Below are 19,598 nucleotides of genomic sequence, written 5' to 3' on the forward strand. Positions count from 1 at the left end.
CCCTCGCGGTACGCCGCGAGGGGCCCTCCCCCATCACGGGAGCAGCGGTCCCGGCGGGCCGACCCTCGCGCATATTCGCTGGCAGGAGGCCACTCCGGCCGCATACCGTGTGCCGGTCGGCGGCTGACCTGGCGTCAGCACACCGGCGTGAACGGACGAGATGCGCACCCAGGGGGAACAGGACAGTGGAGCACGGCGGTTGGGCTGACGAGCGATTCGGGGCGGTCGCGGACGCATTCGCCCGGAACTTCACCGAGCACGGCGAACTCGGCGCGGCCGTAACGGTGTTCGTCGACGGACGCAAGGTCGTGGACCTGTGGGGCGGGACCGCGGACGAGCGCAGCGGCCGGCCCTGGGAGCAGGACACGGTCGTCCCGGTCTTCTCCTGCGCCAAGGGCATCGTCACCGTCTGTGCCCATCTGCTCGCACAGCAGGGGCGGTTGGACCTCGACGCGCCGGTTGCCCGCTACTGGCCGGAGTTCGCACGGAACGGCAAGCAGGCGATCACGCCGCGCATGGTGCTCGGACACCGCGCCGGAGTCCCCGTCCTGGACCGCGTGCTGAGCTTCGAGGAGATCACCGAGTGGACTCCGGTGGTGCGCGCGATCGAGGAGCAGGCGCCGCTGTGGGTGCCGGGCGAGGCCCACGAGTACCACGGACACGTCTTCGGCTTCCTGATCGGTGAGCTGATCCGGCGGATCACCGGGCTCACCCCGGGCGCCTACTTCCGCGAGGCCGTCGGCGACGAACTGGGCCTGCGCACCTGGATCGGCCTGCCGCAGGAGGAGGTCGGACGGCTGGCCCGGCTCGTCGAGGCCGAGGGCCGGCCCAAGATGCCCGACCCGGAGTGGCTGCCGGTACGCATCGTGACGATGAACGGCGCACTCGTCTTCCCCGGTCTCGACCAGCCCCACGGCTGGAACGACCCCGCGCTGCTCACCGCCGAGTTTCCCGGGGCGGGCGCGGTCTCCTCGGCGGCCGGCCTGGCCGCGCTGTACGCCGCGGCGGCGACCGGGATCGACGGCTCGGCCCGGCTGCTCGCACCGGAGACCGTCACGGACGCGCTGCGGGAGCTGACGGCCGGAGCCTCCTGGTCGGGCTTCCCCGACCTGGGTGCCCGCTGGGGCTCGGGCTTCCTGCTCGACGCTCCCCGGTTCCGCCCCATGCTCGGCCCGCGCAGCTTCGGCAACGACGGAGCGGGCGGCCAGTTCGCCTTCGGCGACGACGAGTTCGGGGTGGGCTTCGGCTACGTCGCCAACCGGATGATCGGCCACGGCGACCCCCGGGCGGGCCGGCTCATCACCGCGCTGAAGGAGTGCCTGGCCTGATCCGTACGCGGCGCCCGCGAGGTGCTCGGCAGGCGCGGACCGCGGATCGCGCCTGCCCACGCCGCTATCCCGGTCGCTCCGCCGTGACGAGGTAGTAGTCGAGGATTCCCCGCTCGTAGGCCCGCAGGAAGTTCCGCGGCCAGGTTTCCGGGGCCCACGACCGGCCGAGCCAGCGGTCCCACCCGGGCCAGACATGGGGTCCGATCGACTCTACGCGCACCCTCGTGAGTCCGGCCGCCGTGATCGCACCCGTGAGCGCCGTCACCGGCCGGGCGATGTCCAGGCCGGTGGTGAACGTGTCCAGCAGCCCTGCGAGCTCCTCGGGCCGGCCGGGGGCGTCGTCGACGGTGAAGAAGCTGGCGACAGCCACCCGGCCGCCCGGCCGCAGCACCCTCGACGTCTCCGCCGCGAAGGCGTCGAGATCCGGGAAGTGCTGGGCGGCCTCCACGCTGATGACGGCATCGAACTCGCCGCCCTCCGAAGGCATGCGCTCCGCGGCCCCCTGGACGAACCGCAGCCGTGGCGGCTCCTCCCGGAGCAGGCCGGCGTGCCTGCCACGCGCCCGCCGGAGCTGGTCAGGGTGGATGTCCATGCCGGTGACCGCGGCGTGACCGTACTCCCGCAGGGCCAGCGCACATCCCATCCCGAGCCCGCAGCCGACTTCCAGGACCTTCGGCCCCGCAGGCAGCCCGACGGCGTCCAGGACATGCCGGTAGAGATCCTCCTGGCTGCGGATCCGGTCCGCCTCGTCGAGCGGACGGCCCAGATCGACGGCCCGCCAGTAGCCGAAGTTGATGAACCCTCCGGCGAAGATCGGATTTCCGCTCAGATCAGCCGGACCGTATGCCTCCCGCACCACGGGACGCATGGCGAAACCTGCCTGCCGACCACCGTCTGCCACTGTGCCACCCCTGCCGAAAGAGCAACCGTCGTGTCGTACGCGGCTCTTCGTGCTCCTGCCGCCCGCGGGAGCCGCACCACCTGACAACGCCGCGCACGGCGGTCGGGTGACGGGATGAGCGGTGGCACCGGACCGCCGCGGCCGGATCCGCTCATCCGAGTGCCGGCGGCAGCGGCGCACGGCGGCAGTACCGGCGACCCGCCCCGCCGGCCGGGAGCCGTGAGACCTGCCTCCAGCCGGCGAGTTCCGCATGCGCCACGCCCGCGTTCCACCAGCCCGGGCTCGCATCCGGTCTCCCACGGCTCCCGGGGTGCGGCCTCCGGTTAGGCTCGCTCCATGACCTCCACCTGGGACCCCGCCGCCACGGGCGTCATGCGACTTCCCTCGGGGCGGCTGGTCCGCGGCCGAGGGCTCAGCCGGCCGCTCCCGGCGGGGCCGGTGCCCTCCTTCGGGCTGTACCTGCAGGACGAGGAACCGCCTCCCTTCGCCTGGGAGGCCCGCTGGCTGCACTGGCCGGACTTCTGGCTGCCGACCGACCACACCGCCACCGCCGGGGCGTTCCGAGTGGCCTGGACCCGCGCCGGGTCCGAACGGGTCGAGATCGCCTGCACCGGCGGACTCGGACGGACCGGCACCGCACTGGCCTGTCTCGCCGTACTGGACGGGGTCCCCAACGACGAGGCGGTCGTCTACGTCCGGGAGCACTACTCGCCGCACGCCGTGGAGACACCCGAACAGAGCCGGTTCGTTGCCGAGTTCGAGTAGCGACCGAAGGCGTTACTTCCGGTCGGACACCCTGCGCAGATAGGCAGTGGCCAGTTCGCGGAGCCGGGCCCGGTCGAAGCCGCGCCCGTGGCCGGGGTGGACGACGGACACGTCCAACTGCGCGAGGAATTCCATGCTCTGCCGGTACGAGGCCGCGTCCGAGTCGGGAAGATCGTCGATGAGGTAGCCGTCGTAGACCACGTCTCCCGAGTACAACACCCCGGCGTGCTCCTCCAACAACGCGATGCATCCGGGTGTGTGGCCGGGCAGGTGGAGAACGGTCAGCGTCCGGTCGCCCAGGTCGATCCGGTCCCCGTCCTGGAGCCGACGGGTCAGAGTCACGGCTTCGAGGCGGTACGTCCTGGGGTCGTACCCGGGGTACGGCAGTGTGTCGATCAGCAGGCCGGGAACGGGCTCCCCCGCAGCGTCGATGCCGAGCTTCTCGTAGAGCTCGGCGCCGTACAGACTCGCCGGGACACCCTCCGCCAGCACCTCGGCCGCCGCCGCGTGGGCGGCCCGTTCGCGGAACTCGTGGGCTCCGCCGACGTGGTCCGGATGCGCGTGGGTGAGGATCACCAGCGGGTCCCGCTCGAAGAGTTGCGGGATCTCCCGGCGCAGGGGGACCACGCCGAGACCCGCGTCCACGACGATGTCCCGGTCGGTGCCGCGCAGCCACCACACATTGGCCTTCAGAAGCTGGTCGACGTGCGGCTCGGTGATCCGGACGACGCCGCCGTCCATTTCGCGCTGCTCATACCAGTCGGTCATGTCACCTGGGGTCTCTTGTGAAAGTACCGGTCACGGCCGTTCGTTGAGTCGTGACGGCTCGGTGTCTCCCAAGGCGGTTGATCCTCGATCTCCGGAACGGGCCGCATCAGAATCACACGGGGATGATGCCGGACCCGCTGCCGCACCGCCACGGGCTCCGGCTGCGGCATCGAACTCCCGTTGATGTTTTGCTCATCGTGCGTCGATCACCGCCGACCACCCTCTTCCCGAGCGGCCAGGGAGCCGCGGAACCAGCATGGAAGAGGAAACCTCGTGATCAAGCCCAACCGTCTTCGCCTCGCCGTAGCCGCCGTCCTGACCTCCGGGCTGGCGCTCTTCTCCGGCCCCGCGATCGCCGCGACGCCGGCCCTCGGGAACCCGCCCATCCACTGCGACTTCGACTGCGTGCAGCGGGGCTGCGGCCCCGCGGCGCCGGAGGCCGTCGCCAGAATCTCCGAGCACGCCATGGACCGGATGAACGGACGCCAGGTCAGCCAGGACGAACTCAACAAGGCCATCGCGATCGGCGCCAAGTCCGCCTGGTGCCAGACAGACAACGGCAGGTGGCACTACACGGTGGGCATGTCCGGCGGCGAGCTGCATGTCATCGTCGCCGGGAGCGACCCGGACTGGGTGGTCGTCACCGTCTACTGGGGATAACCAGGGCCTGCTGCGAAAGTGGATCAAGGTCGTGAATGATCGCACGTCGTGGGGCATGGTGATCTGACGAAGCGCCGGTGACGCATCTTGCGGTCGAGCAGGGACAGGAACCTCTGTCCCTGCTCGTCTTTTTTGCCCGGCCGCGTCCACCATGCCCGCCGCACAGCCCGTGTGATCTGCGTCTCACCATGTAAACCCGGCCGGTGCCGCCGATCGTAGGGAGTTCGAGTAACCGATCTTTCAAGGAGCCGACCGTTGACCGAGGAGGAGTTCACCGAGTTCTACACGCACTCGGTCCGCCGGCTCACCGGCCAGCTGTATCTGATGACCGGCGACCTGCACGAGGCACAGGACGTCGTGCAGGAAGCGTTCGTACGGGCGTGGAGCCGGCGCAGGCGGCTGGACCGCGAGGCGGCGCCGGAGGCCTGGGTCCGCACGGTGGCCTGGCGGCTGGCGGTCAGCCGCTGGCGGCGCGCGCGGACCGCGGCCCAGGCCTGGCTGCGCCACGGCGAGGCCCCGCAGGTCGCCGGCCCCGTCCCGGACACCGTCGACCTGACCGCCGCGCTGCAGCGGCTCCCGCCGAAACAACGCCTGTGCGCCGCCCTGTTCTACGTCTGTGACCTGCCGCTGGCGCAGATCGCCGCGGAGACCGGAATGGCCGCAGGCACCGTCAAGGCCCACCTGTCCCGAGCACGGGCCGCCCTGGCCCATCACCTGGGCGAACCCTCCCGCACCGAGGAGAACCCCGATGACTCCAAGTGACGAGCGCCTCGCCGACCTGCTGCGCGCCGCCGCGACAGAGGCCGCCGCGCGGACCGAGACCGTTCCCGCAGCGTGGATCACCGCCTCCGGCAGAAGGCGTCACCGGCGGCGAGTGGGCGCCGCCATGGCCGGCGCCGCCTGCCTGTGCACCGCCGCGGCGGTCCTGGCGATCTCCCTCACCCCCGGCGCCAGCCCCACCAACCGCATCGCACCTGCCGGAACCCCCGCCACCACGGGGACCACCGCCCCCACGCCGGCCCCGACGGCACAGACCAGCGCGCGCCCTGGCCTTCCCACCTCGTCCCCCTCCGCCACACCGACACCCCCAGGCGGACCAACGCCCCACGGTGAGCCCTCGATCTCCCTCCCGCCCCCGACTATCAGCCCCACCTCCGGCGTCCCTTCGCCCTGACCGCCCCGGCGGCCGCGGGCCGCTCCGACGAACCAGGACATTCATGCCCAGTCCGTCCCTGCACGACCGCGCCCACCTGACCGGCCACCTCCCGGCACCGGCCGTGGTCGCACCTCCGGCCGCTCCCCCGGCCCCGCCACGGGCGGCCGCCACGGCCTCCGCCCGACCCGGGCCCGCCGCACTGCAGTGGGCCTGGCACGCGGCCTGGCCCGCGCTCGCCGTGTACGCGGGGGCGCTCGTACTGCACCTGGTACTGCTGGCCGCCATGATCCCCCCGGGCGGGCCCACGGTCGGCGACCGGCTGCAGGCATGGGACGGACGGCTCTACACCCAGATAGCCGCCGAGGGCTACCCGCACGGTTTCACCTACACCCCCGACGGCCGGCTCACCGGCAACAACCTGGCCTTCTTCCCCCTCTACCCGCTGCTGATCCGCGCCGTTCACACCGCGACCGGCCTCGACTGGGGCGCAGCCGCGATCCTCGCCGCCCAACTGGCCACGATCGCCGCACTGTTGATCGTGCACCGACTGCTGACCCGGCTGTACACCCGGCGCACCGCCACCGTGGGCATCGTCCTGCTCGCCGCCGTCCAGCCCATGTCGGTCACGTTCTTCATGGCCTACAGCGAGTCCCTCTTCCTCGCCCTCGCCGCGGCCACCCTCCTCGCCACCCACCGCCGGGCCTGGCTCACCGCCGGCTTCTGCGGCCTCCTGGCCGGCCTGACCCGCCCCGTCGGCGTGGCAGTCATCGCCGCCCTCGCCCTGGCCGCCCTCATCCACCTGTGCCGCGAACGGCGGCTGTCCTGGCGGCCACCGGCCGCCACCCTGCTGGCCTGCACCAGTGTCCCGGGCTACCTGTGGTGGGTCGCGGAGCGGGTCGGCCCCACCGACGCCTGGTTCACCATCCAGGAGGCCGGCTGGGGAACCCACTGGGACGGGGGCAGTTCCCTGTGGCGGTTCCTCACCGAGACCCTCCGCACCGGCGACGGCTGGGTGCCGGTCAGCGTCGCCGTGCTCGTGCTCGCCCATCTCGTCGCCGCACTGCTCACCTGCCGACGCACCACCTGGCCGCCGCTGCTCGTCTACGGCGCGATGATCATCGTGCTCACCCTCGGGCAGAGCAACTACTACCACTGCAAGCTCCGCCTGCTCACTCCCGCCCTGATCTTCCTCATCCCCACCGCGACCGCACTCGCCAAGTCCCGGCCCGGCACCCGAGCGCTCGTCCTGGCCGCTTCGGCACTGTTCGGCTGCTGGTACGGCGCTTACATGCTCACCGCTTGGCACTACGCGATCTGAACGGGCGGGGCCTCAGGCAGCGACGTGCCGCTCGCCGAACACGAACTCGCCCGCGACGACGGCCTTACGGAAAGCGGCGAAGGCTTCCCGGGAGAACAGGAGGTTCGGGCCGTTCGGGTCCTTGCTGTCGCGAATGGGGACCTGTCCGGCGGAGAGGAGATCTGCGCTGATCTCGATGCAATTGCCGTTCTCATCAGCGGAGTAGCTGGCCTTGTACCACGAGACGGACGATGGGTTCACGGACTGTCGAAGTGGATTCATATTGATCAATTCTCCCATGACGCGACGAATCAACAAACGAGACTGTTTGACCGACAGTGCACTGGCGCGAGCCCGATCGTATCGAGCCTCACGCTCTCTGACCTCCAGCTGACTGTTAGTGCCATATCCCCGATTAAGATTTTCCGTATAGAACCACCGGAGCTGGCCCGGGAGATCGAGAAAGGTCATCAGTTCACCAGGGCCGATCACCCCCGCCTCGCGTGGCACCAGATGAAGGCGCACGTTCGGGAGACTGGAGACCGCGAGCAAGTGCTTCAACTGGTCAACAGCGACAGTCAGGCCACCGACCTGACGCCAGAGGACACTCTCGTCCATCACGACCGTCAGCTCCAGCGGATTCTCCCGATACAGGATCCCCTGGCGACCAAGTCGCGCCTCTGTCAGCTCGTCCACCTTTGCAGGACTATGGCCCGCCGATGCAAAAAGAGCACGCGCATACGCCTCGGTCTGGAACAAGCCAGAGAGGTAGTACGGCTGCCATTCCCACATGGCCACCGCCTTACGCTCCAGCTCAACGTAGCCCTGATACCAGCTCGGATGATAGTCACTGACATCGACCCGAAGATACGCAAGCTGACGCGTCAGTGCGCCATCCGTCGCCAATTCCTTGTCCAGCTGCCCGACGAACTGCGCCTTGGGTACACGCCTGCCATTCTCCAACTGGCTCAGGAACGACGGGTCGCAGTGCATACGCGCAGCCAACTCGGCCTGCTTGAGCCCTCGAACCTCCGAACGCCAGTACTGGAGCTCCCGCCCCCAGAGCTCCGCTGGCTTCGAAGCGCCATCCGGCTGCTCCTGCTGCTTGCGCACCACCATCACGCACCCCCACTTGACAGCTGCGAACTGTAAGGCAGCAACCTTTGGTGATCGACCGAGCACAGAGTGACACTAGGTGAGCGGCAAAAACAAGCCGCTCCCCCGTTCTCGCGGCGCTTCCGCGCGCCTGGAGGTCCCCCGTGCCGCGCCTCACCGGCTCCCTGTTCACCGCCCGCCCAGACCAGCGCCAGTCATCCCTGATTGAACGTCACACTGCGCTACCACGAAGAGAGTCGGCGTTGGCACTTGCGGACTTGGCGGGCGCACTGACCATGGCCGGGATCGTGCTGCCGTCACTGGGGGTGGACTGGCGAGCCGCTCGGCTGTCCGGTGTCGCCCTGATCGAGCTCGGGGCGGCCCGGCCGGATGTGGTGACGCGGCTCGCGACGGTGATCCGGCGGGGTGCCCGGAGCGAGGCACTGACCTCCTGCCCCGACCGATCCTGCGCCGTGCAGGTCGAGTTGAGCACCGACCTCCACACCGGCACACAGGAGTGGCGCTGCCCCGCCTGCCGGTCGTACGGCTGGGTACTCCCGCCCGAGTACGCGGCGGCACACCCGGAGGAGGCCGTCCTGCAGTGGATCGGCGGCCCGAGAAGAACCAACTGAACGGATCCACACAGCAGTTGATCCCAGGTCCAGCAAACCTCGCCCATGGAGCCCCCCCGCATGCCCTACCGCCCCACCGCGTTCATGAACACCGACTACGGCGCATGGTCGGATCCCCTGCAGCCCTCCGGCACTTCCGCACAGCCGACGACGGACCACGGAGACGCACCGCACGCCGTAGGCATGTTGGGAGGAGCACCGGCCGATCCCCCGCCCTCGGAGGAGTGCCTGGAGCTGGCCCGGACGGTCGGCCGGCTCCTGGAGCGAAAGGTGTGGATCGCCCGACGGGAGTCCGGCTGGCGGATCTACTGCCGCTACCGGGGCGCACCGATCCCCCGGGAGACCTCGGCGGCCCTGTTCCGCTCCGCTCGCGGCTACCTCTGGGAGACCCGCAGCCTGATCGACTGGACGACCGTACGCCTGACGTTCTGGGTCGACGTGCCCGCCGGACCAACGGGCTGACCCGGCCCCCGGACACCCCGCCCGCGCGCCACCCCCACGGCGCACGGGCGGGGTGCTCGCGACTTCGGCGCCCAAGCCCTCCCCGGCCGCGCAACGCTCACTACATCCGTAGTACCTTGGTCTCACTACACCTGTAGTGAAGGAGGCTGCCATGGAACGGCGGGCAATGGTCATCGGCGCGGGAATCGGCGGTCTGACGGCCGCACTGGCCCTGCACCGGCGCGGCTGGCGGGTCGACCTGTACGAACGGGCCGCCTCGCTGGACCCGGTCGGGTCGGGCATCAGCATCGCGCCCAACGCGCTGCGCGCTCTGGACGTCCTCGGTGTGGGCGACCCGGTCCGGGCACGGGCGAGCATCCAGGGCGAGGCCACGCTGCGCCGTCCGTCCGGGCGCCGACTGGCCGCCGCCGGCAGCGAGGGGATCCACCGTGCGTACGGGGATCCGCTGGTGGTGCTGCCACGTGCCGAGCTGGTCGACACCCTGCGGGCCGCGCTGTCCCCGGAGGCGGTCCACACCTCCGCCCCCGCCCGGCTGCTCGACCCGGGGGACGGCGACCGGCTCGCGCGGGTGGAGACCCCGGCGGGCGAGGACGAGGCCGAACTGGTCGTCGCCGCCGACGGCATCCGTTCGGCGAGCCGTGCCGTGCTGCTGCCCGGGCATCCCGGGCCCGGGTACTCCGGTTTCACCACCTGGCGCACCATCGTCCCGGCGCCGCCGGGCAGGCTGCCGATCGGTGAGACCTGGGGGCGCGGTGCGCTCACCGGGGTCATCCCGCTCGCCGACGGGCGGGTGTACCTGTACGCCGCCGCGCTCGTACCGCCGGGCGGGCGGGCTGCGGACTGGGACGAACGGGCCGAACTGCTACGGCGGTTCGGCGACTGGTACCGGCCGATCCCGGAACTGTTCGGCGCGGCGGACCCTGGACGCGTACTGCGCAACGACGTCTGGGAGCTCACCACCCCGCTGCCCGCCTTCCACCGGGGCCGGACCGCGCTGCTCGGGGACGCCGCCCATGCCATGACACCGTTCCAGGGCCAGGGCGCCTGCCAGGCGATCGAGGACGCGGTGGTACTGGCCCATGCGCTGGACGCTCACCCGGTGGCGCGGGCTCTGGCCGCGTACTCGGCCGCACGGATCCCGCGCACCACGGCGGTGGCGGCCCGCTCCCGGCAGGTGGCCCGGCTGGTGGCACACACCTCGGTACCGGCGGTGGCCGTACGGGACGGGCTCCTGCGCGCGGCGGGACTGCTGCCCGAGCGGACGGTGGTGCGGGCGGCCGCACCGATGATCGACTGGCACCCGCCGAGGTAGCACCCACCGCACTGGGCCCCGTACGGCTGCTGGGGTTTCGGCCACCGTGCCCGGTCCGTCCGGCGAGCCGAGTATCCGCCGGACGGGCTGACCGCCTCCGTCGATCCCAGCCGCCGATCACGCGATTGACCTGCTCAGCGGGGCCGTGGTGGGATTCCCGGGCCGGTGGAGCGGACGGGATCGAAGGAGGTGTCCGAGTGCGGGACCTCGTTGTGGGGGTGGGGGCCGGCCGTGGGGTGGCGCCCGGTGAGGTGCTCGGGCTGATCGACGCCGCCCTGGCCGAGGCCGGGCTCGGGCGTGACCGGATCGCGCGGCTGGCCACCGTGCAGGGCAAGGCCGAGGAGCCCGGTCTGCTGGCGGCGGCACGGGAGTTGGGCGTACCGCTGGTCGGCCACGACGCCGAGGCGCTGGCCGCCGTGCCCGTTCCGCATCCGTCCTCCTCGGTCCTGGCCGTGGTCGGTACGCCGAGCGTCGCGGAGGCGGCGGCCCTGCTCTCCGCGCCCGGCGGCGAACTGCTGCTGCCCAAGCGCAGGTCCGCCAGGGCCACCACGGCGATAGCCCGGCGGCCCGCACCGCAGGCCGCCCCACTCCCCCTTTCCGCAAGGAGTCGCGACGTGACCACCGAGCCCGCCGTCCGCACGAGCGCCGAGCCCGATCTCCGCCACCACGGCGACGCCGAGGTGCGCGGCGCCGGCCTGGTCGACCTCGCCGTGAACGTCCGCACCGGCACGCCGCCGACCTGGCTCCGCGAGCGCCTGGCCGCCACCCTCGGCGACCTCGCGGCCTACCCCGAGCAGGGATCCGCCCGTGGTGCCGTCGCCGCCCGGCACCGGCGGCCGGTGGAGGAGGTGCTGCTGACCTCCGGCGCCGCCGAGGCCTTCGTCCTGCTCGCCCGTACCCTCGCGCCGCGCCATGCGGTGGTGGTGCACCCTCAGTTCACCGAGCCCGAGGCGGCCCTGCGGGATGCCGGGATCACCGTCCACCGGGTGGTGCTCTCCCCGGCCGAGGGGTTCCGGCTCACTCCGGACGCGGTGCCCGAGGAGGCCGACCTGGTCGTGCTGGGCAATCCGACCAACCCGACGTCCGTGCTCCACCCGGCCGCCCAGGTCGCCGCGCTCGCCCGGCCCGGGCGGACGCTGGTGATCGACGAGGCGTTCATGGACACCGTGCCGGGCGAGACCGAGTCGCTGGCCGGGCCCGGGTTCGGTGAACTGCCCGGCCGGGTGGTGGTGTTGCGCAGCCTCACCAAGACCTGGGGGCTGGCCGGACTGCGGATCGGCTATGTGCTCGGCCCGGCGCCCCTGATCGCGGAACTCGCCGCCGCCCAGCCGCTCTGGCCGGTCTCCACCCCCGCCCTGGTCGCCGCCGAGCTGTGCAGCGCCCCCGCCGCGCTCGCCGAGGCCGAGCAGGCCGCGCACACCACCGCCGGGCACCGCGCCCATCTGCTCAAGGGGCTCGCCTCCCTCCCCGGTGTCCGGGTGCACGGCGAGCCGGCGGCCTCCTTCGTCCTGATCGAACTGCCGGGTGCGGCGGCGGTCCGCGAACGGCTGCGCGCGGCCGGGTTCGCGGTACGGCGCGGGGACACCTTCCCCGGTCTCGGCCCGGACTGGCTGCGGATCGCCGTCCGGGACGAGACCACCACCGACCGCTTCCTCACCGCGCTCGCCGCCGCGATCGACGCCTGAGATCCCGGAGCCCACCGCTCACTGACGTCGACTTCCCCGGGCCGCTTCAGCGGGTGGCCGGGTCGCGCCGGGTCACGCGGGCGAGGGCCGCCAGGCCCGGGCGGCGGCGATCCGCCGGGTGGCGCTCGGGTGGGTGGCGAAGAGGAGTTCCAGCAGCCGGGGCGGATCGACGTCGGAGATGTTGACGACCGCGAGACGGCGCTGCATGGCGATGAACTGCTCGGGATCCGCGGTGAGTTCGAGGGCGTGCAGGTCGGCCCGGGTCTCGATCCGGCGGCTCACCGCGCACTGCAGCGGCCCGGTGGCCGCGCCGATCAGCGCGGCGCAGGCGGCGAGCAGCGGCAGCGAGCGCGGGTCGGCGGCGTCGGCTGCGCCAGCGGCCGAGAGCAGCGGGGACCAGTCGGCGAGCAGTCCGACCAGGGCGAGGGCGACCGCCGCGCCGAGTGCGCCGAGGACCGTCCCGGTGAGTACGTCGCGGTGCTTGACGTGCCCCAGCTCATGGGCCACCACCAGCTCGACCTCACGCGGCTCGGCGGCGGCGAGCAGGGTGTCGTACGCGACGATCCGCCGGGTGCCGCCGAAGCCGGAGACGTACGCGTTGAGGGCGGTGGTGCGGCGCGAGGCGTCGGCGACCAGCACCTCCTTGACCCGGATGCCGTCGCGGGCGGCCAGGTCGAGCAGGGCGCCGCGGAGCGGGCCGTCCGGCATCGGGGTGAAGCGGTTGAAGACCGGTTCGATCAGCAGCGGGTGGAGGAAGGACAGGGCGACGGTGAGCAGTGCGGCGAATCCGGCGGCGGGCAGCCACCAGCCGTGCGGGGAGCGCCCGGTGAGCGCGTACAGCCCGTACACCACCGGCAGCCCGAGCACCAGGGTGAGCCCCAGCCCGCGCAGCTGGTCCACGGCCCAGCCGCCCCAGCCCTGGGTGACCAGGCCGTAGCGGCTCCGGACCACCCGGACCCCGGCGCCGAACGGGAGTTGCAGCGCCTGCCCGATCAGTACCAGGACGGCCGCACCGGCCAGCACCTTCGCCGTGCGCGAGCCGCCCAGGACCGTGCCCGCCGCCGTGACCAGTGCGGCTCCGGCCGGGGTGAGGCCGAGGGCGAGGGTGCAGAGCAGCCCGGCGATCCGGCCGCCGAGGGCCCACGGCAGCTGGGCGCGGCGCAGTGCCCGGCCTCTGGCCACCTGTTCCGGGGTGAAGTCGTCCATGGCCGTCAAGCCTAAGCGCGGAGGTTCCTCGGCACCCGGCGGGCCGGGGCGGGCCGCATCTCGGCGGGCCGGGGCGGGAGTTCGCGCCCGCCGTGGCGGACGGCGGTGCCCGGCCTTCGGAGCCGCCCGGCGGGGGTGGGTCCCCGGCGCGGTGGCAGGGCGGTGACGAGAAGGGAGGTGACGAGAAGGGCCCGCCAAGCGGCTCCCCAGAAGGGGAGGCACCCGGCGGGCCCGGTCGGCTCGGGGCCGGATCAGATCTGGCCGGCCTTCTCCAGGGCGGAGCAGCAGGTGTTGACCAGCAGGCGGGTCACCACGTACGGGTCGACGTTGGCGTTCGGGCGGCGGTCCTCGATGTAGCCCTTCTTCTCGACCTCGACCTGCCACGGGATGCGGACCGAGGCACCGCGGTCGGAGACGCCGTAGCTGTAGACGTTCCACGGGGCGGTCTCGTGCTTGCCGGTGAGGCGGGACTCGATGTCGGCACCGTACTGGGTGACGTGCTCGAGGACCTTCTCCTGGCTCTCGCCGAGCGCCTCGCAGGCGGTGATGATCGCGTCGTAGCCCTCGCGCATCGCCTTGGTGGAGAAGTTGGTGTGGGCACCCGCACCGTTCCAGTCACCGCGGACCGGCTTCGCGTCCAGGGTGGCGTCGATGCCGAACTCCTCGGCGGTGCGGTACAGCAGGTAGCGGCCGATCCACAGGTCGTCGGAGACGGTCAGCGCGTCGACCGGGCCGATCTGGAACTCCCACTGGCCGGGCATGACCTCGGCGTTGATGCCGCAGATGGCCAGGCCGGCCTCCATGCAGCGGTCCAGGTGCAGCTCGACGATCTCGCGGCCGAAGACCTCCTCGGCGCCGATGCCGCAGTAGTAGCCGCCCTGCGGGGCCGGGAAGCCGCCCTCGGGGAAGCCCAGCGGACGCGAGCCCTTGAAGAAGGTGTACTCCTGCTCGATGCCGAAGATCGCCTCCTGTTCGGCGAACTTCTCGGCGACCTCGCGGAGCAGCGCACGGGTGTTGGACACGTGCGGGGTGCCGTCGGTCTCGAAGACCTCGCACAGGACCAGGATGTTCTCACCACCGCGGATCGGGTCCTTCACGACCTTGACCGGCTCCAGCACGCGGTCCGAGGCGTGGCCCTCGGCCTGGTTGGTGGAGGAACCGTCGAAGCCCCAGGTGGGGATCTTGTCAGCGTTGGGCAGGACACGAGTCTTGGAACGGAGCTTGGCCGTCGGCTTGGTGCCGTCGATCCAGATGTACTCGGCCTTGATCGCCATCGCGGAGTGCCTCACTGCTTGGGTGGTGGGTGCCCGTGTAGCTTGGCAAGCCGCCGTTTCCCGGTTGTTTTTCCTATGTAACGCCTATGTGAACCAACCGTCCGCGATTGCGTGCTCACGCACCAGCCGTGCCGGGCCGAAATCGCCGGGCCGAAATCGCCGGGCCGAAATCGCCGGGCCGAAATCGCCGGGCCGAAATCGCCGGGCCGAAATCGCCTGGCCCGTACCGCCGGACCCTGCGCCGGTCCACCGTCAGCAGCGCACCGCAGGCAGGGTCGACTCTTCGGGCACCGCCCGCCCGGGACCCGATCCGACCTGGGTCGGGTCCACGGGCGGGCCGCCGATCGTCGTCCCGGTGTCCGCGTCGCACCAGTGGAGCGGCCGCACCGAGGGCAACCGGAGGGCGGTGTCAGCCGCAGTGGAAGGCCGCGGGGCCGAACCGCCCGCTCCAGTACCAGGCGTGGTTGCGGTTGGGGGTGTCGTTGTCGTAGGTCTCCGCCCACAGGCTGATGCAGTGGCCCTGGCCGTTGACACGGACCGGCCCAGCGTACTGGCTGTACCGCGCGTTGAAGTCCTTCGGGTCGTCGTCAGCCTGGGTGGCGGTGCAATTGCCCGGAGACGTCTCCGCGCACGTTTCCAGGTGGACATAGGTCCAGCTCGGAGTCCCGGAGAGAGCGGACACCTTCACATTGACGGCACAGTTCTGGCCACTCGACGAGTCGAAATACAGGTGAGCCCAGCTGAACACGTTGCCGTTGTCGTCCTTCACCGCGTATGGCGAGCCGCTCACCTCACTGCCGGAGCAGCCCCAACCACCGGCCGCGGCCGGGCCGGCGGTGGCGAACGTCAGTCCGCCGCCGAGAGTGAGCACGGTCATCACCATGACGGCGAGCCGACGGACCGTTCCACGTATGCCACGCATCTTCTGACGTCCCTTCACGGGTTTGTCTGCGGCGCCGCGCCCTCGTGGCGCGCCCGATCACCAGGCCAGCGTGGCGGACCGGCGTAACAGCGCCGTCTCACCACGGTCCTGCGAGTGAAGGCCGGACGAGGCCGGCCCGGAGGAAGGCACGGAGCCGGCCGCGAGCACGGCGGCCGCGGATCGCCGACATCACATTGACGACTCGTCAACTCATGGCCTCGGATGCCTGGTTACCGACGGGTGACCGGTCTGATACGCGGCACTCGGAGGATTCCGCTGGCTGCACGACCAGCTGGCAGCCGATCGTCGGGCTGCCCCGGACCGTCCGTGAGTCCGGTTCCGGCACCCCGCACCGCACCGCACCCAGCCTATGGAGACCATGGCATGCACACCCTCATACGCACGAGACTCGTCCGCACTCTGACACCGCTCATCGCGGTGGCCGCCGCGGCGCTGGGGACACCCGTCCTCGCCGCTTCCCCCGCGGCCGCCTCCACGGCTTTCACTGCCAAGGCGGACCTCGACGGCCGTGACGGGCCGTCGCTCAACGCCAACACCATCCACGTGAACATGTACCTCCAGGGCGCGGCCGTGCCGGTCGACTGCCAGGCCAAGGGTGAGATGGCCTACGGCTCCGCGATCTGGGACAAGACCGCGGACGGCGCGTGGGTGCCGGACTTCTACGTGAAGACCGGTGCCGACGGATTCGCCCCGAACGTTCCCCGTTGCAACGACGCCTCATTGGACCCTTCCGGGTTCCCGGCCACCGCCGACCTTGACGGTCGGCAGAGCCCGGATCTGTCGGCGGCCGTCGTGTCCGTCAACGCCTACCGCGCCGGCCAGTCGGTGCCCATCGTGTGCCAGGCCACCGGCGGGTCGGCCTACGGGAGCACCATCTGGGACCAGACCGGCGACGGCCTGTGGGTCACCGACGTGTACATCAAGACCGGCTACTCCGGTTTCGACCCGAACCTCCCCAAGTGCTCCTCGACCGCCCCGCCGAGTTCGGCGGGCTACCTCGCCAAGACCGATCTGGACGGCCGCGCGACCAACCAGGTCTCCGCCCCCGCGGTCAAGACCTACCCGGCCGGCAGCACCATCCGGATCACCTGCCAGGCCATCGGCGAGAACGCCTACGGCAGCAACATCTGGGACAAGACCAGCGACGGGCTCTGGGTCACGGACCACTACGTCAAGACCGGCTTCGACGGCTTCGACCCCGGCCTGCCGCGCTGCACCGACAACACCTCCAACAGCGGCTCCGGCTACCCCGCCAAGACCGACCTCGACGGCCGCGCGACCAAGTCGACATCGGCCGCGGCGGTCAAGACGTACCCGGCCGGGTCGAGCATCACCATCACCTGCCAGGCCTACGGCGAATACGCCTACGGCAGCTACATCTGGGACAAGACCAGCGACGGGCTCTGGGTCACGGACTACTACGTCAAGACCGGAGTGGACGGCTTCCTGTCCGACATGCCGCGCTGCGACAACGACCAGCCGACCGGGGGCGCACCGGGCGGCGGCACGGGCCCCACCACCGGCAACGGCAGCTGTGACACCGCAGGGCACGGACGGATCGACGGCCCGCAGGGAAGCACGTCCGGCACGGCCGGCGACAAGATCAACCGCATCATCGCGCTCGCCCAGCAGGAGACCGCCCAGAACCTCAGCTACGCCTGGGGCGGTGGCGGGAAGGGCGGTCCGAGCTGCGGCATCGCCTCGCTCTCGCCGGGCGGCTACAACGACTACAACCGTTTCGGGTTCGACTGCTCCGGGTTCACCGAGTACCTCTTCTGGGCGGGCGCCGGAGTGGACATCGGTGAGGACACCGACGCCCAGTCCGTGCAGGCCACCCGGGTGTCCTACAGCGACATCCGGGCCGGCGACCTCATCTTCTGGGGGAGCCCGGGCAACACCACCCACGTCGCCCTCTATATCGGCAACGGCCAGATCATCGAGGCCGCCCCGCCTCGCGGCACCAGCAGCGTGCACGTCACCAACGTGTACGGGAACCACAGCTACGCCGTCCGCATCCTCAGCTGAGTGGTCATCGGTCGACTCCTCGTCACCGCCGCCGGACACGGGCCGTTCCCGTGGCCGGCGGCGGTCGGGTCGGCGGTGCTGACGGTCGGCCCGGCCGCCCGCCGTGCCGCCGGCACCTGCGGCACCCGGGCCCGCGAATGGCCCTGCTCACGGGCGAAGGCACGCAGCAGGGTGGGGCAGGAGTAGCTGCCGGGTCTGTCGGTGACCAGCAGGTGGGCGTCCACGAGCCGTTCGAGCAGCTCCTCGGCGGCCGACAGCGGCAGGTCCATGGCCCGGGCGGCCTGCGCACTCGAGAACCGGCGGTCGGCGGCCGTGGCCAGCAGGCGGAAGGCCCAGGCGGCGGCCGGATCCAGTGCCCGGTAGCCGGCCGCCACCCGGGCCCTGAGGTCCAGGCTTCCGACCCGTAGTTCGTCGAGCAGCAGTTCGCCGGTCAGCCGGTCGGCGAGGTAGCCGATGCTCCACGCGGGCCGCGCGCCGAGCCGGGCGGCGCAGATCCGCAATGCCAGTGGGAGCCGGCCGCACGCGTCGACGACCCGGGCCACGGCCTGCGGTTCGGCCGCGCCCCTTGGCGACCCGACCAGCCGGTGAAGGAGCAGCTCGGCCTCCGGTACGGTCAGCACGTCCAGTTCGAGCGGCAGCGCCTCCAGCAAGTCGGGCAGCCGATGACGACTGGTGGCCAGGGCCGCGCAACTGGGCTCGCTCGGCAGCAGCGGGCGCAGCTGCGCGCTGTCGCGGGCGTCGTCCAGCACCACCAGCACCCGACGGCCGGCCAGCAGCGAGCGGTAGAGCGAGACGCGCTCGTCCAGGCCGGTCGGCACCCGCTCGGCGGGAACTCCCAGGGCGAGCAGGAAGGTGCCGAGCACGGCGGCGGGTTCGGCGGGCCGGTCGGCCGTGGCCCGCAGGTCGGCGTGGAGAACGCCGTCCGGGAACTCGGACCGGACGGCGTGCGCGACATGGCCGGCCAGCGCCCGCTTGCCGACTCCGGGCTGGCCCGAGATCACCGCGACGAACGGTGCCGGGCGGTTCGCGGCGGTCAGCCGGTCGACGAGCAGGGACGCCTGCTCGACGCGGCCGGTGAAGTCGGCTGGCGGCGGCGGAAGCTGGCAGGGCGTCACGGCCGCCGTTCCCGGGCCGGCGTTCGGCTGCGCGGGCTCGGGCTGTCCGGTTGTGGAGCGCCGGGACGTGGGCTGGGCGGTCGTGGGCTGGGCGGTCGTGGGCTGGGCGGTCGCGGACCCGCCGGCCGGTTCGGTCGCAGGCCCGGATCCCGCGCTGATCGGCTCGGGGCGCGCCCGAGCCGGCCGGTACGGATCGGGCTCCCCGCGCAGAACGCGCTGGTGGATCTCGCGCAGTTCGCGGCCCGGCTCGACACCGATCTCCTCGACCAGCGTCTGCCGCATCTGCTGGTAGACGGTCAACGCCTCGGACTGCCGCCCGCCCCGGTACAGCGCCGTCATGAGCTGGCCCCAGAGCCGCTCCCGTTCCGGGTGCTCGGAGGTCCACGCGCGCAGTTCGGCGATGAGGGCACGGGCGTCGCCGCCCAGGCGCAGTCGCGCCTCGCTCAGCGCCTCCATGGCGTCCAGTCGGGCCTCGGCCAGCCAGCAGGCCTCGTTGTGGCGCAGGACGTCCGAGGGGATGTCCTCGAGTGCCGATCCCCGCCACAACCCGAGGGCCTCGTCCAGCAGGGTGGCCGCGCGTTCGAGGTTCTGCCGTCGCAGTGCCGAGAGGCCCTGGTCCCGGAGGAGGGTGAACTGCTGGACGTCGAGCTCCCGCTCGTCGAGGTCGATCAGGTAGCCGCCGCGGGTGCTTCGGATCCGCTCGCCCGCCCCGCCCAGGGCGTTGCGCAGCCGCATCACGTAGTTGCGCAGGGCGGCGGCGGAGCTCCTGGGCGGCTGTCCGTCCCAGATCGCCTCGGCCAGGAACTGCGCGGACGTCGGCTGACCGTGCCGGACCAGGAGTGCCGCGAGCAGCGCACGTTGCCTGCTGCCGGGGACGACACGGTCCTGCCCGCCCTCGCGGACCAGCAGGGGCCCCAGGATCCCGAACTCCACTCGCCTGTTCTCCTCTGCCGTGGATGGTGGAAGGCGTTGAC

At 71.8% G+C, this 19,598-nt stretch carries 18 protein-coding genes; 11 read left to right on the forward strand and 7 right to left on the reverse strand.

The annotated features are described in order from the left end of the window. Positions 1 to 185: 185 nt before the first annotated feature. The gene (locus tag ACSMTC_RS10925) at positions 186 to 1,328 is read left to right on the forward strand and encodes a serine hydrolase domain-containing protein (RefSeq protein ID WP_436559463.1); all 1,143 of its coding nucleotides are present in this window, start codon (positions 186 to 188) and stop codon (positions 1,326 to 1,328) included. 64 nt (positions 1,329 to 1,392) lie between these two features. Here ACSMTC_RS10925 and ACSMTC_RS10930 read toward each other — a convergent pair whose 3' ends face one another. Next, positions 1,393 to 2,196, reverse strand: a complete 804-nt coding sequence (locus tag ACSMTC_RS10930; protein ID WP_436559464.1) for a class I SAM-dependent methyltransferase — start codon at positions 2,194 to 2,196, stop codon at positions 1,393 to 1,395. Positions 2,197 to 2,565: 369 nt separating this feature from the next. Here ACSMTC_RS10930 and ACSMTC_RS10935 point away from each other — a divergent pair, with 369 nt between their 5' ends. Then, positions 2,566 to 2,994 (forward strand): protein-tyrosine phosphatase family protein, encoded by a 429-nt coding sequence (locus tag ACSMTC_RS10935; RefSeq protein ID WP_436559465.1) that lies wholly within the window; start codon positions 2,566 to 2,568, stop codon positions 2,992 to 2,994. 12 nt (positions 2,995 to 3,006) lie between these two features. On the opposite strand, the gene ACSMTC_RS10940 is transcribed toward ACSMTC_RS10935, so the two are convergent. Beyond that, entirely contained in the window at positions 3,007 to 3,762 is a 756-nt protein-coding gene (locus tag ACSMTC_RS10940; RefSeq protein ID WP_436559466.1) for an MBL fold metallo-hydrolase, read from the reverse strand. A 273-nt stretch (positions 3,763 to 4,035) separates the two neighbouring features. Here ACSMTC_RS10940 and ACSMTC_RS10945 point away from each other — a divergent pair, with 273 nt between their 5' ends. From ACSMTC_RS10945 to ACSMTC_RS10960, 4 genes are all read left to right on the forward strand, one after another. Then, on the forward strand, positions 4,036 to 4,422 hold the full coding sequence (locus tag ACSMTC_RS10945; RefSeq protein WP_436559467.1) for a DUF4258 domain-containing protein: 387 nt from the start codon (positions 4,036 to 4,038) through the stop codon (positions 4,420 to 4,422). A 255-nt stretch (positions 4,423 to 4,677) separates the two neighbouring features. After that, on the forward strand, positions 4,678 to 5,184 hold the full coding sequence (locus tag ACSMTC_RS10950) for a SigE family RNA polymerase sigma factor (RefSeq protein ID WP_436559468.1): 507 nt from the start codon (positions 4,678 to 4,680) through the stop codon (positions 5,182 to 5,184). Continuing rightward, a complete protein-coding gene (locus tag ACSMTC_RS10955; protein WP_436559469.1) occupies positions 5,171 to 5,596 on the forward strand; it encodes a hypothetical protein in 426 nt (141 codons plus the stop codon). The genes ACSMTC_RS10950 and ACSMTC_RS10955 overlap by 14 nt, the downstream gene beginning before the upstream one ends. 43 nt (positions 5,597 to 5,639) lie before the next feature. After that, complete coding sequence (locus ACSMTC_RS10960; protein WP_436559470.1) at positions 5,640 to 6,896, forward strand: hypothetical protein; 1,257 nt, start codon at positions 5,640 to 5,642, stop codon at positions 6,894 to 6,896. Positions 6,897 to 6,908: 12 nt separating this feature from the next. Here ACSMTC_RS10960 and ACSMTC_RS10965 read toward each other — a convergent pair whose 3' ends face one another. Beyond that, positions 6,909 to 7,988, reverse strand: a complete 1,080-nt coding sequence (locus tag ACSMTC_RS10965) for a Scr1 family TA system antitoxin-like transcriptional regulator (RefSeq protein ID WP_436559471.1) — start codon at positions 7,986 to 7,988, stop codon at positions 6,909 to 6,911. A gap of 245 nt (positions 7,989 to 8,233) precedes the next feature. Here ACSMTC_RS10965 and ACSMTC_RS10970 point away from each other — a divergent pair, with 245 nt between their 5' ends. The 4 genes from ACSMTC_RS10970 to cobC all read left to right on the forward strand — a co-directional run bounded on the left by ACSMTC_RS10970 (position 8,234) and on the right by cobC (position 12,061). Next, complete coding sequence (locus tag ACSMTC_RS10970) at positions 8,234 to 8,602, forward strand: hypothetical protein (protein WP_436559472.1); 369 nt, start codon at positions 8,234 to 8,236, stop codon at positions 8,600 to 8,602. A gap of 60 nt (positions 8,603 to 8,662) precedes the next feature. Further along, positions 8,663 to 9,064 (forward strand): hypothetical protein, encoded by a 402-nt coding sequence (locus ACSMTC_RS10975; protein WP_436559473.1) that lies wholly within the window; start codon positions 8,663 to 8,665, stop codon positions 9,062 to 9,064. Between the two features lie 151 nt (positions 9,065 to 9,215). Further along, complete coding sequence (locus ACSMTC_RS10980; protein ID WP_436559474.1) at positions 9,216 to 10,376, forward strand: FAD-dependent monooxygenase; 1,161 nt, start codon at positions 9,216 to 9,218, stop codon at positions 10,374 to 10,376. A 197-nt stretch (positions 10,377 to 10,573) separates the two neighbouring features. Further along, positions 10,574 to 12,061 (forward strand): Rv2231c family histidinol phosphate aminotransferase CobC, encoded by a 1,488-nt coding sequence (gene cobC, locus ACSMTC_RS10985; RefSeq protein ID WP_436559475.1) that lies wholly within the window; start codon positions 10,574 to 10,576, stop codon positions 12,059 to 12,061. 72 nt (positions 12,062 to 12,133) lie between these two features. Here the strand turns inward: cobC and ACSMTC_RS10990 are convergent, their stop codons facing one another. The 3 genes from ACSMTC_RS10990 to ACSMTC_RS11000 all read right to left on the reverse strand — a co-directional run bounded on the left by ACSMTC_RS10990 (position 12,134) and on the right by ACSMTC_RS11000 (position 15,463). Then, positions 12,134 to 13,267 (reverse strand): M48 family metallopeptidase, encoded by a 1,134-nt coding sequence (locus tag ACSMTC_RS10990; protein ID WP_436559476.1) that lies wholly within the window; start codon positions 13,265 to 13,267, stop codon positions 12,134 to 12,136. Positions 13,268 to 13,518: 251 nt separating this feature from the next. After that, the gene (glnII, locus tag ACSMTC_RS10995) at positions 13,519 to 14,541 is read right to left on the reverse strand and encodes a glutamine synthetase (RefSeq protein WP_436559477.1); all 1,023 of its coding nucleotides are present in this window, start codon (positions 14,539 to 14,541) and stop codon (positions 13,519 to 13,521) included. Between the two features lie 409 nt (positions 14,542 to 14,950). After that, the gene (locus ACSMTC_RS11000) at positions 14,951 to 15,463 is read right to left on the reverse strand and encodes a hypothetical protein (RefSeq protein WP_436559478.1); all 513 of its coding nucleotides are present in this window, start codon (positions 15,461 to 15,463) and stop codon (positions 14,951 to 14,953) included. 384 nt (positions 15,464 to 15,847) lie between these two features. On the opposite strand from ACSMTC_RS11000, the gene ACSMTC_RS11005 reads away from it, so the two are divergent. Next, positions 15,848 to 17,509, forward strand: coding sequence for a C40 family peptidase (locus ACSMTC_RS11005; RefSeq protein WP_436559479.1), 1,662 nt, complete (start codon positions 15,848 to 15,850; stop codon positions 17,507 to 17,509). Here ACSMTC_RS11005 and ACSMTC_RS11010 read toward each other — a convergent pair. Further along, the gene (locus tag ACSMTC_RS11010; RefSeq protein WP_436559480.1) at positions 17,485 to 19,557 is read right to left on the reverse strand and encodes an AfsR/SARP family transcriptional regulator; all 2,073 of its coding nucleotides are present in this window, start codon (positions 19,555 to 19,557) and stop codon (positions 17,485 to 17,487) included. The two genes, ACSMTC_RS11005 and ACSMTC_RS11010, sit on opposite strands and share 25 nt — an antisense overlap. Positions 19,558 to 19,598 lie beyond the last annotated feature (41 nt).

This window comes from Kitasatospora sp. HPM-01-4, assembly GCF_051374625.1.
GTDB lineage: Bacteria > Actinomycetota > Actinomycetes > Streptomycetales > Streptomycetaceae > Kitasatospora.

Bases quoted from the DNA above. Each gene is read 5' to 3' on its own strand.
- ACSMTC_RS10940 (WP_436559466.1), bottom strand. From the start codon at position 3,762: ATGACCGACTGGTATGAGCAGCGCGAAATGGACGGCGGCGTCGTCCGG.
- ACSMTC_RS10990 (WP_436559476.1), bottom strand. From the start codon at position 13,267: ATGGACGACTTCACCCCGGAACAGGTGGCCAGAGGCCGGGCACTGCGC.
- ACSMTC_RS10980 (WP_436559474.1), top strand. From the start codon at position 9,216: ATGGAACGGCGGGCAATGGTCATCGGCGCGGGAATCGGCGGTCTGACG.
- ACSMTC_RS10930 (WP_436559464.1), bottom strand. From the start codon at position 2,196: ATGCGTCCCGTGGTGCGGGAGGCATACGGTCCGGCTGATCTGAGCGGA.
- ACSMTC_RS10960 (WP_436559470.1), top strand. From the start codon at position 5,640: ATGCCCAGTCCGTCCCTGCACGACCGCGCCCACCTGACCGGCCACCTC.
- ACSMTC_RS10955 (WP_436559469.1), top strand. From the start codon at position 5,171: ATGACTCCAAGTGACGAGCGCCTCGCCGACCTGCTGCGCGCCGCCGCG.
- ACSMTC_RS11005 (WP_436559479.1), top strand. From the start codon at position 15,848: ATGCACACCCTCATACGCACGAGACTCGTCCGCACTCTGACACCGCTC.
- ACSMTC_RS11000 (WP_436559478.1), bottom strand. From the start codon at position 15,463: ATGCGTGGCATACGTGGAACGGTCCGTCGGCTCGCCGTCATGGTGATG.
- ACSMTC_RS10935 (WP_436559465.1), top strand. From the start codon at position 2,566: ATGACCTCCACCTGGGACCCCGCCGCCACGGGCGTCATGCGACTTCCC.
- ACSMTC_RS10975 (WP_436559473.1), top strand. From the start codon at position 8,663: ATGCCCTACCGCCCCACCGCGTTCATGAACACCGACTACGGCGCATGG.
- glnII (WP_436559477.1), bottom strand. From the start codon at position 14,541: ATGGCGATCAAGGCCGAGTACATCTGGATCGACGGCACCAAGCCGACG.